The organism is Nocardia sp., from assembly GCF_025465275.1.
In the GTDB taxonomy this organism is placed as follows: domain Bacteria; phylum Actinomycetota; class Actinomycetes; order Mycobacteriales; family Mycobacteriaceae; genus Nocardia.
On record NZ_JAODNK010000013.1, the window covers coordinates 25,960 to 37,097 of the forward strand.

At 62.6% G+C, this 11,138-nt stretch carries 10 protein-coding genes and 1 pseudogene; 6 read left to right on the forward strand and 5 right to left on the reverse strand.

Annotated elements, in window-relative coordinates:
• The first annotated feature begins 398 nt into the window (after positions 1-398).
• Complete coding sequence (locus JWN03_RS03660; RefSeq protein ID WP_297609657.1) at positions 399-950, forward strand: cutinase family protein; 552 nt, start codon at positions 399-401, stop codon at positions 948-950.
• A gap of 18 nt (positions 951-968) precedes the next feature.
• Here JWN03_RS03660 and JWN03_RS03665 read toward each other — a convergent pair whose 3' ends face one another.
• On the reverse strand, positions 969-1,514 hold the full coding sequence (locus tag JWN03_RS03665; protein WP_297609660.1) for a hypothetical protein: 546 nt from the start codon (positions 1,512-1,514) through the stop codon (positions 969-971).
• 239 nt (positions 1,515-1,753) lie between these two features.
• Between JWN03_RS03665 and JWN03_RS03670 the strand changes: the two are divergent.
• Together JWN03_RS03670 and JWN03_RS03675 are read left to right on the forward strand one after the other, a co-directional pair.
• Positions 1,754-2,989, forward strand: a pseudogene (locus JWN03_RS03670) (cytochrome P450).
• A 136-nt stretch (positions 2,990-3,125) separates the two neighbouring features.
• Positions 3,126-5,885, forward strand: a complete 2,760-nt coding sequence (locus tag JWN03_RS03675) for an AAA domain-containing protein (protein ID WP_297609663.1) — start codon at positions 3,126-3,128, stop codon at positions 5,883-5,885.
• Between the two features lie 17 nt (positions 5,886-5,902).
• On the opposite strand, the gene JWN03_RS03680 is transcribed toward JWN03_RS03675, so the two are convergent.
• From JWN03_RS03680 to JWN03_RS03690, 3 genes are read right to left on the reverse strand one after another with little or no spacing between them, the layout of a single operon-like run.
• Complete coding sequence (locus tag JWN03_RS03680) at positions 5,903-6,736, reverse strand: helix-turn-helix domain-containing protein (protein ID WP_297609666.1); 834 nt, start codon at positions 6,734-6,736, stop codon at positions 5,903-5,905.
• 3 nt (positions 6,737-6,739) lie between these two features.
• On the reverse strand, positions 6,740-7,258 hold the full coding sequence (locus JWN03_RS03685; RefSeq protein WP_297609669.1) for a DUF6879 family protein: 519 nt from the start codon (positions 7,256-7,258) through the stop codon (positions 6,740-6,742).
• Entirely contained in the window at positions 7,239-7,568 is a 330-nt protein-coding gene (locus tag JWN03_RS03690) for a hypothetical protein (protein ID WP_297609672.1), read from the reverse strand. The genes JWN03_RS03685 and JWN03_RS03690 overlap by 20 nt, the downstream gene beginning before the upstream one ends.
• A 217-nt stretch (positions 7,569-7,785) precedes the next feature.
• Here JWN03_RS03690 and JWN03_RS03695 point away from each other — a divergent pair, with 217 nt between their 5' ends.
• From JWN03_RS03695 to ligD, 3 genes are all read left to right on the forward strand, one after another.
• Complete coding sequence (locus tag JWN03_RS03695) at positions 7,786-8,277, forward strand: hypothetical protein (protein ID WP_297609674.1); 492 nt, start codon at positions 7,786-7,788, stop codon at positions 8,275-8,277.
• Between the two features lie 178 nt (positions 8,278-8,455).
• Entirely contained in the window at positions 8,456-8,707 is a 252-nt protein-coding gene (locus JWN03_RS03700) for a hypothetical protein (RefSeq protein ID WP_297609677.1), read from the forward strand.
• A 63-nt stretch (positions 8,708-8,770) separates the two neighbouring features.
• Positions 8,771-9,739, forward strand: a complete 969-nt coding sequence (gene ligD, locus JWN03_RS03705; RefSeq protein WP_441342929.1) for a non-homologous end-joining DNA ligase — start codon at positions 8,771-8,773, stop codon at positions 9,737-9,739.
• 1 nt (position 9,740) lies between these two features.
• Here the strand turns inward: ligD and JWN03_RS03710 are convergent, their stop codons facing one another.
• A complete protein-coding gene (locus JWN03_RS03710) occupies positions 9,741-10,979 on the reverse strand; it encodes an Ig-like domain-containing protein (protein WP_441342930.1) in 1,239 nt (412 codons plus the stop codon).
• Positions 10,980-11,138 lie beyond the last annotated feature (159 nt).

Genomic DNA, 11,138 nt, shown 5'->3' on the forward strand with positions numbered 1-11,138 from the left:
CCTAACCCGATCCCGTGCCATCCGGACGGAAATCGGTGCTCTGCCACGCGGTGTCGTGGGGCTCGGACAGCGGCTCGAGGTGTGTGCAAACCTTCGGTTATGCGAGTTCTCCGCCGGGGCAGCGGGTTTCGCAACTACTGCGGCGGCTGCGCTCGAGTGAACGCCTGGCAAGCGGCTATGCGTTCGGGATGATGGCCTCTGACATCGCAATACGGCATACGAAAACGCGGTCGAGGTAACTGTTTCGCTAGAACGCATGGACGCCAGCAATTTCTGGGTACATACAGTCCAAGCCGGGCAGGCCCCGGAGGCACGATAAGTTAAGAAGTACGACTATGCGTAGAGCAACGGCGCTCTTCGCCGCATTACTGTTGGCCATCCTCTTTTCCATCACATACGTGACAAGTTCGAAGGCGCAAGCCGATGTCTGTACTGGCGACTGGGCCATAGGTATCGGCGGTCTAGGGGACAACACCTCCTCGGTGTTCGCTCCCACTGTGGACCAGCCCGTCGGGTACAACTCCGCCGACCCGATGTCGGGGTTGAACGAACTCGACCGGCTTTTCTGGTTGCATCGCAGCCAATGCCCGGACGACCACATCAAACTGATCGGACACAGTGAGGGCGCGGGCATCGTCCACGCCTGGGTGACAGCACACCAGGATGTCGGCAATGCCAACGCCATTCTGCTGGCGGATCCCAAGCGCGACGCCGGGCCCGGCTGGGCCGGATTGGCGTCGACTCCCGGGAGCGGGATCATCGGCTATCCGCTGGCCGGTGTCGACGACTGGTTCGGCGGCTTCCCGGTATTGACGGTGTGCAACCACGACGACCAGATCTGCGATACCTCGGCTGGTTGGCAGGGGTACCTCTTCGGGGGTGCGCATACTCGCTACGATTTCAACGTCTGGGACTACGGCGACTGGGATTCCGGTGTCTGGTACCGGTAATAGGTGAATCATGGGGGATCAGTAGCCATTCGGCACTGGTCCCCTTTGGCTGAACCCGTGCCCCATCGAGGTGCACACCGCCGTTCCGTTGAAGGTGATTTGGCAGTTCGCCCCGGCATAGGTGACCGAATACTGTGCGTCGTGGTAGTTCTCGGGCGTGATGCGCGGTAGCGCGGGATTTCCGCCGGGCAGGGTGTGACTGCCGCTGGTGTTCCACTGGGGATGCGCCGGCGAGGTGGCCGAATCGATGATGATGGCAGGGACATTCGGCAACGACACCTGCATTCCGGCGTACAGCACATTCATGGACGAAGCGGGGACTGTGAGGTCGCACCCCGTTGTCCCGTCGGCGCCGATCGAGCAATTCCACTCGCCCAAGGCGAAATACGCGGTGTCGCCGACCAGTGCTGGACCGGGTGTGGCATCGGCGAGCGCGGTGCTCGTCCCGAACAGGTACGCGGCAATCCCCAGAATTCCCCCGCAAACCCCTGCGGCGGTAGCTTTCACCGCTCTGGATACGGAATCTTCCGCGATGCGCCGAGTGTTTTTGGCCGAGCCGATCATAGAGAAAAGCTATCACTATACGGCGCAAAGGCAAGGGATCTGTCGAGGGGTCTTGCACGATAATTCGCCAGGTCGCCCACCCGAACCCGCCTGGTATCGAGCGACGACGCAGCATATTCGTTTGCGCGGCGAAAGACACTGCCCGCATTGGGGTTCGACGGTAGGGTTGCTTAGTTCCGCGTCCGGGATGTGCGGTGTTCGGCGGCGGTGAGTGTCGTGCACCGCGGTGGAGTTTATTGATGTCAGATCCGGTCCCAGTCGCCCCGGTCGCGCCGATCGATGTGTCCGGTCCGCGCGTCCCGATGTACACCCCGCAATTCGCGGCTGACCCGCATCGGGCGTACCGGGAGATGCGGGAGAAGTTCGGGGCGCTGGCCCCCGTCGAGCTCGCTCCGGGCGTGCCCGCCACGCTCGTGCTCGAATATCGCACTGCGGTACGCATTTTGAATGATCCGGACCGCTTTCCGGCCGATCCCCGAGTCTGGCAGGAAGGGGTGCCCGCCGACTGCCCGGTATTACCGATGATGCAGTGGCGCCCCAACGCATTGCGCAATGCCGGGAACGTACACGCGCGCTATCGACAGACCAATACTGCCGGGCTGGCCGGGATCGATCGGTTCGGTCTGCAGTACACAGTGGAGCGCACCGCGGTGTCGCTGATCAATTCGTTCTGCGCCTCCGGTTCGGCAGATCTGGTGCGCGACTACGCTTTTCCGCTGGCCTTCCAAGTGCTGAACCACCTGCTCGGCTGCCCCGCCGATATCGCCGGGCGGGCGGCGGACGGTTTTCGCGCCATCTTCGAAGGCGTCGGCGCGGAAAACGGCAACAAGCTGCTCATCGGCGCACTGCAGAGCCTTGCCGTGCACAAACGAGCGAACCCCGGCGACGACGTCACCACCCGCATGCTGTGCCACCCCGCCGAACTGACCGACATCGAGATGGTGCACCAGCTGGCCACCCTCTACGGCGCCGGCATCGAGCCCCAACAGAACCTGATCATCAACACCCTGCTGCTGATCCTCGCCGACGACCGCTTCGGCGGCATCGTCCTCGGCGGCAGCCTCTCCACCCGCGACGCCCTCGACGAGGTCCTCTTCGACGACCCGCCCATGGCCAACTTCTGCATCAGCTTCCCCCGCCAGCCCGTCCTGGTCGAGGACTGCTGACTCCCCGCCCACCAGCCGGTCGTGGTCAGCATGGCCGCCTGCAACACCGACCCCGCCATCCGTGCCGGGCAATTGGCCGGAAACCGCTCCCACCTCGCGTGGGGAGCCGGCCCCCACTCCTGCCCCGCCAGCTCCCTCGCCTACCTCATCGCCCAGGAAGCCATCGACCAACTCCTCGACGCCCTCCCCGAAATCCACCTAGCAGTCCCACTCGCCGAATTATCCTGGCGCCCAGGTCCATTCCACCGCGCCCTCTCCTCCCTCCCAATCACTTTCGCCCCTTCGCCGCCCCTCCCGGTACCGGCGTAATCGCTCTCGTGCCCCTCCTTGTCGGATTCTGAATCGGGAGGACTCGACTGCCTGACGATTGTCGAGAAAACCTGCTCCGCTTGCCTTTTCGGAACGTACTCTCGAAAGGTTGAGGCCGTCGGGGAGGGGGTGCGGGATGGATCTGCGTCAGGTGGTGGTGCTCATTGCGAAGAACGGGGTGTTCGAGGACAGGACCGGAGACGTCTCCGGCCTGCGAGCCGATGGCGGACGGGTGCAGGTGACCTTCGCGGACGGCCGGACCTACCGGTATGGGGCGCAAAACGTTCTCGTGCTCAGCAATGGTCAAGCGGTTCCGATCGGACCGGAAACCGCGGTCACCGTCGATGGTGAGATCTGGGAGAACCTCCTAGAGGTGCACTCCTTCACCGGGGCGGGGCAGGTGTGGTGGCATCTCTTCTACGGTCCTGAGGGGAAATGGTCGGTCCGTTCGGGAGACAGTGTCGCGCTTGTTCGCAATGCGGCGCACGATGCGCGGACAACGAGTGTTCTGGAGTACTGGCGCACCGTGGCCACACTGCTGCCGGACGGAAGTCAGTCACTGCGTGAGGGATTCGCGGGGCTGAACTTCGTACATCCGGAGAGTGCGCTGCATCGCTTTCTGGAGGGCGGGCCGGTCGAGGCTGGAGAGCAGCCGCAGTCGCCGGCGATCTATCCATTTCACACCAACCTGAGTCAACGCACGGCCATCGACAATGCTCTGCGCCACCCGATTTCGGTGATCGACGGGCCGCCGGGGACCGGGAAGACGCAAACCATTCTGAATCTGCTCGCCAATATCCTGGTGGACGAGTCGAAGACGGTCGCGGTGGTGTCGTCCAACAACGCGGCGGTGGAGAACGTCCGCGAAAAGCTCGCTGAGGCAGGATTCGGATACGTCGCGGCAGATCTGGGGCGCGCGGCGAAGCGGGCGGATTTCCTCGGCAATCAGTCACCGCGGAATGAGGTCGTCGCCGCACTGCGGGCATCGGCTCAGCAGGAACCGCCCCCGGTGAAACGGCTGGTGGAGCTGGACCGTCGTCTGCGCGGTCTGCAGGGTGTCGAACGAGAACTGGCACAACTGCGTTCGCGGCTCGCCGGGTTCGAATTGGAGCGCCGTCATTTCCGTGACTACCTGGAACGGCACGAGCTGCCGGCTCTGGAGAAGCTGCCGGTGCTGCGGTGGAGCGCCGCGAAAGTTCTTGCCTATATCGGCGACACCGATCCCGAATTGGTTCGGATCACAGGTATCACGCTGCTCTGGGACCGCATGTGGAGGTACTTCAGATACCGGTCCATGCGGCAGCTCGACGCCGGGGATGTGGAGATCGTGCTGCGACTGCAAAGTGCGTTCTACGACAAGAAGATCGCCGAGCTGGAACGGGACATCGGCAAGATTGAGAACTCTCTGGAAGGTGCTCGATTCGAGAGGCTGGCGGCCGAGCAGCAGGGGCTCTCCGCAGACTGGCTCAGAGTGTGCCTGCGGCAGCGCTACGCACGGCAGCCGTCCCAAATCTATGACAAGAGCTATCGCAGTAAGTGGGCTTGGTTCAGCCACGACTATCCGGTCACCCTGAGTACATGTCATTCGCTCGAGCGCAGCATCGGCAAAGGACGGCTGCTGGACTATCTCATTGTCGACGAGGCATCGCAGGTAGACTTGCTCGCCGCAGGAATTGCCATGGCCTGCTGCAGAAATCTGGTTGTCGTCGGCGATCTGCGGCAGTTGCAATTCATCGACAATATGCCGAAGGATCGGTGTCCGCCCGCACCCGCCCCCGCGTACGACTGTCAGCGGCACAGTATTCTCTCGTCGGTGATCGAGTTGTACGGCGATCAGTTGCCGCGGGTCATGCTGCGGGAGCATTACCGCTGTGACCCGAGCATCATCGGCTTCTGCAACAAGAAGTTCTACGGCGATGAACTCATCGCCTTCACCAGCGGCTCGCCCGGATACGAGGCGATGGTGGTGGCGCGGACCGTTGCGGGCAATCATATGCGGAGACTCGACGGGAAGCGCATCAATCAGCGGGAAATCGATGTGATTCGGCGAGAAGTGTTGCCGCAGTACTGTGCCGAGTTCACGCCCCAGCAGATCGGTGTCACCACGCCTTATCGGAAGCAAGCAGGCCGGGTGACCGACGAGCTCATCGCCAGTATCGAGGCCGATACCGTGCACAGTTTCCAAGGACGTGAAAAGGACGCGATCGTCATGACCACCGTCCTGGACGAGCGCGAGATCAGCCAAAGCGGTAGAGGCGGCATCGCATTCGCGGACCAGCCGAACCTGGTCAATGTCGCGGTATCGCGCGCCAAGAAGCGCTTTGTGCTGGTGACCAACCACGACATGCTGCCGAGAAGCCGACACCTGCGGGATCTGATCGGCTACATCCGATACCACAATCCAGACAAGGAGACTTTCGACAGTTCGGTCGTGTCGGTCTTCGACCTGCTATATCAGGAATATTCGGCGCTACTGCGCCCCTTGGCGGCTCGACGCCGCGCGCGCCCCGGACAGGTTCCGTCCGAAGCGATCATGCAGACCGTACTTGAGGACCTGCTGGCCGACGACGAATACCGTGAGCTGAGCGTGGTTTCCCAAGTCCTGCTGGTGAATCTCCTGCCGGACACCCGCCTCCTCAGTGCGGAGCAGCGTGGGTTCGTAGCAAGGCGCGCGTCGATCGACTTCGTCGTCTACAACCGGGTGACCAATCTGCCGCTGTGTGCGATCGAAGTGGATGGGTTCGCGTTTCACGAGAGCGATCCGGTGCAGTTGGCGCGAGATGCGTTGAAGGACAGTATCTGTCTTACGTACCGCATACCCCTCCTACGGTTTCCGACCACCGGCAGCGAAGAGGTCGAACGGCTTCGTCGGGAGCTCGACCGGCTCAGAGGGTGAGGATCGACTAAATGTTTCTATCGGTGCTTGTCCAGGGCCGTTCGGATCAGCGCACGAGCACCGTCTCCGGACACCGACTGTCCAACCAGGTGATCGAAGGTCCGGTGGTACAGCTTGATCTCTCGAGGTTGGGTAATGGTGAGCTCCGCGGAAATCGACTCGACGGTTACCCGGCGCTCGTCGAACATGACAAAGTTTGTCAGCTGCATCGGCAGTTCGGTGCTCATCGGCACGATCCCGAAGGCGACGCGGGGTAATCCCATTGCAGCGAGCAATCGGTCCAGCTGCCCGATCATGACCGAGTTCCCGCCGACATCGTTGTACAAAGCTTGCTCGCCCATCAGGATATGGAACCGGCGATCCCCTCGATAGAGAATCTGCTGGCGCTCAATGCGTCTGGAGACTCCCTCGTCGAGATCGTCGGGTATTCCGTGGAACTTGATCGACCGCCGCAGCACCGTGGAAGCATATTCTGCGGTCTGAAGAAGCCCGGGTATCAGCGACGGCTGATACACACGAATCACCTTGGACTGCTGCATCAGACGCAGGATCTCGTGCTGCTTTTGTTTGGTCCCACCGCTGAGCGTTCGCCGCCACTCGCGATACGCAGCCTCTATATTCCGCAGCGTAGCAACAAGATTCGGTATCTCACTCTCGGCCCCCGTGAGGGTGCACCACACCTGGATGTCGATAATCGACGGTTTCGTCTTACCGTATTCGATCTTAGGCACCCTGGTCTGGTGCCATCCCGCCCTACGGGCGAGCTCGCTGCCGCTGAGGCCGGCAGACTGGCGAAGCCCCCGGAGGCGTTCCCCGAGAGCTTCGCGCGCTTGCTGTAGCGAATTGGTCACCGGTCAGAGTTCACCGTCGTATTCGTTGAACCTGATCGCTGATTGCCACAGCTTTTCCTTCACGCTCCGGCAGTACGCCGCGATATCAGGGTCGGTGGTGATTGCCGCTCCAGCGGGTTTGCCATCATCGTCTACCAGGTTGAAACCTACTTTTGTGTCGTCGAACAGCCACCAGTCATCCGTGGGCACCTCCCCGGCAAGGTGTCGGGGCAGATAACGAATATCTTCTCCAGCATCTACATTGCCGGCTGTGATCGAAAGCAACCAGCGCTGATAGTCGCTGTGCGGCACCGTGACTACACGGACCCGAGTAACCCGTACACCGCGACCGACGGTGTCCTGCACAAGTTCGGTCCACGGTCGCATGTCGTAGTCCGGTGCCGGTGGTTCGCCGTTCAGGAATCGGCGCAGCGGTTCGGACTCGCTGGGGACGGAGTAGGTGTCTCTGACCTCCAGATGGAATGCCTCCTGTTCGGCTTGTCGGAACAGTTCAGGCCACGGGCTAGGCTGCCGCAGTAACACCGTGAAAAGTCCTCTCCGCCTTCGGCACTTCAATGGCGGTTTCGTGGGGTTCCATCCTCATCCTGTCCACCGTCTCACGGTCGGTGATCGGTCGGCCCGAGACCAGGAACGTTCCGCGGCCCGTGTCGCTCATGGTGGCACCGATGAACGTCTCCGGCTCAGTGAACCCCAGCAGTAGATGGGGAATCTCTACCGTCTCCCGCGTCTCCGTCTTCCAGCCCACTACAACGTAGGTGCCGATCTCGGTCGCGTACAGCGTTGGGCACTCGCCGTCACCCGAACCACCCTTGCCAAGGAATTTCAACCACATGATGAGGCTCCTGTCTGGACTACGCGCAACTATGCTTGTGCACTCCAATTGTCTCGCCCAGATGACCTGCCTGAGCTGAGATTAGGCGAATTTCAGCATAGTTCGGCATAGGTGTGGCCGAGGGGGCTGGAAGTCTCTTATCGTCGATTCGGGCGTTCGGGGCCGGTGCAGTCGCTCCGATCCCGGGCGGCTTCTCCAACCGACGAAAGGGGCGGTCATGGACGACGAAGTGGAGCGCACACGACTGTTCTCGTTCCCCGGCGGGGTGCTTGAACTTCAGAGCACCGGCGACGTAGACGAGGACTACGCCGGGTTCTACCTCCAGTTCCACAAACATGCTGACGTCGAAGAAGGCGAAGGCGGAGGGTCTGTAATGCGTTGGAAGCCAACATGTATCGGGTATCTGCGTACCGATGTTTCCGGTGTGGCCCAGTTGTGGGATCAATCCCAAATCCGAAGGCTCGCTGAGCGTCTCGGGTACGACTTCGCCGATATGGTGATCTATGACCCGAAGTTCGGACGGCCGCCGCTGGCACGCCTGAAGGCGCAGGCGACCCGTCTGGATGCCGAAGCGGTGATCGTCCCCAGCCCCGAGCATTTCGAGGGCGGGGAGATACCGGGGGCGCTTGTGATGCAGGTGGACGTGATCATTGTGAACCCCGAGGAGACCTACGCGCGGCGCCCTGTGCGGCAGCTGCCATATGGGTGATTTTGTCGCTCAAGGGATCTGGAGTGATCCTGAGTGTCGTTGAATTGATGGAGTAGGTTGGATTCTGGCGTGGGCGGGGATGCTGTCGGTTCGTAATTTCGATGCCGCCATGTGGTGGCCGAAGAGTGGGGAGACGTTCGTGATAGTTGCCGTGTTTGCTCGAAAGGTTCGGCCGGGGGTGTCGGTGGACGATTTTGTGCGGGCCTGGGCGCCGGATAACGGTGATCCTTATCCTGCTGATGTCGAGGTCGGGGTGGACCCGGCCGATGACCGCCGGATTCTGACGATCATCAGGTTTGACGGGGATATGCAGGCGTTTCAGCAGGCGATGCCGCGGCTGATTCATCCCGAGTCGCATCGGCGGGTCGACGAGTTGGTGGAGTCGACCGAGCTGGAGAGTGTTTACGAAACAGTCGCTGTGACTGTGTGACACCCTCGCCGCGAATCGTGTTGTGGCGGGCGTGTGGGCGGAATGCCCGTTATCGTCGGACGGGTGGCCAGTAAATCGGGTTCGCCGGCCGTGGAGTTGGCGGTCGGCGAGCAGACGGTGCGCGTGTCCAATCCGGATCGGGTGTATTTCCCCGAGACCGGGGCTACCAAGCTCGACTTGGTGCAGTACTACCTCAGCGTGGGGGACGGGATCGTCAATGCGCTGCGGGACCGGCCCTGCATGATGCATCGGTTTCCCAAGGGGCTGCCTGGCGGGAAGGTGCATCAGAAGCGGGTGCCTGCAGGTGCGCCGGCGTGGATTCCTACGGTGCAGCTGTACTTTCCGCGCTACGGGCGGACCGCCGATGAGCTGTGTGTCGAGAAGCTCGCCGATGTCGCGTGGGCGGTGCAGATGTCGACGGTGGAGTTCCACCCCTGGAATTCCCGCCGCTTCGATACCGAGCTGCCCGACGAGTGGCGTATCGACCTGGATCCGATGCCGGACTGCCCGTGGTCGCGGGTGCAGCGGGTGGCCGGTGTTGTGCACGAAGTGCTCGATGAACTGGGGGCGGTCGGCTGGCCGAAAACGTCCGGCGGCAAGGGATTACACGTGTACGTGCGAATCGCACCCCGCTTCGGGTTCCAGGAGGTGCGCCGGGCCGCACTGGCCTTCGCCCGCGAGGTCGAGCGCCGTGCCCCGGAAGAGGTCACCACCGCATGGTGGCGCAAGGACCGGGATCCGAGTCAGCTGTTCGTCGACTACAACCAGAACGCCCGCGATCACACCATCGCAGCGGCGTATTCGGTGCGCGGCGTACCGGAGGCGACGGTGTCCACGCCGATCCGCTGGGACGAACTGCCCGACCTGCATCCCCGCGATTTCACCATGGCAACGGTCCCCGCCCGCTACGCCGAACTGGGTGATCTGCACGCCGGTATCGACGAAGCGGTGTTCGACCTGGAACCGCTGCTGGAGTGGGCCGACCGCGACAAGGTCGAAGTAGTCGACCTCGACGAGGACCCGAACGACTGAGTCAGGCTGCGCCGCCGCGTATCCAGTCCGGCCAGGCGATGGTCCAGTCGCCGTTCTGCCAGATGTCGAGGGGATCGCCGCCGGTATTGCGGACCTCGACCACATCGCCGGGAATGACGAAGTCGTAGAACCAGGCCGCATCGTCGGGGGAGATGTTCAGACAGCCGTGCGAGACATCGGAATTGCCCTGCGCCCACATGCTCGCTGCCAGTTCGTGTACGTAGATGCCGTCGTGGGTGATGCGGACCGCGTGATAGATAGTCGTTCGATAGCCGAGTCCTGAGTTGACCGGCAAGCCGTAACTGGAGGAGTCCATGGTCACCGGATTCCGGCAGTCCAGGACCGTGTATATGCCCGGCCTGGTCCAGAAGGACAGGACTTTGCCGCCGACAACCGCGGTGCCGCCCTTGCCCATCGATGTCGGCATGGTGCGCACCAGGTTTCCGTTCTCGAAGACCTCGATCTGCTTCGTATTGTCATCGGCGATCGCGACGTGCGCGGGGCCGATGAGCACCGACACCCGTTGATCGCGCAGACCGTAGCCGCCGTCGGCGAGTGCCGTGCCGAACAGCTCGGCCGCGATGGTGATCTTGGTTCCGGGCGCGTAGTACCGCTCCGGCCGCCAGTGCGCGTTCTGATCGTCGAGCCAATACCAAGCCCCGGCGACTGCGGGTTCGGTGGTGATCTTTATGCGCGCGGCCGCGACCGCCCGGTCGACCGGTTCGTCGAAATGGGCTACCAATACGAAACCCACTCCGTAAGTGTCGTTTTCGGCAAGCTCGACCTTGTTCGCGGAACGCAGCGAGACGTCGATGAGCCGATCGGGCAGCACCGTGGAACAGGTCGTTGTCGCGCTGACCTCTCCGGTTTCACCCTGCGCCACGGCTTTCGCGGTATAGGTGTGGCCGTAGCCAAGCGGTTCGCTACTGGTCCAGCTGCGGTGATCGGGCGCCGATGCGCCGGGCAGCGGGCGGCCCGTTTCGTCGATCCACTCGACATTCCGCAGCGTCCCGTCGGTGACCTTGACCGTGCCGGGCTTTCGGGCATCGACAGCGTGCGCATCAGCCGCCGGATCGAACTTGATCACCGCGGGTTTGGGCGGCGGTGCCGGTTCCCGATCCCGGCCGCACCCGGCAAGGGCGAGACCACCCGCTCCGGCGAAGCCGATCAGCAGCTCACGACGTCGCAAGGCCACCGCATATCTCCCTTCGCCGGGTGTCCGACCGGCATCGGTCAGCATGCGACAGCAACCACCCCGCCGCCGCGCCGACAAGCCACACCTCCACCGATCCGTCGCGCAACCGACACACTTCCTCGATCGAACGTTCGGACGATCTTCGTCCGGACATCACGCCGGTCTTCGGCAATCAACCCTGATCCTGCGTGCTGATGAAGTGGC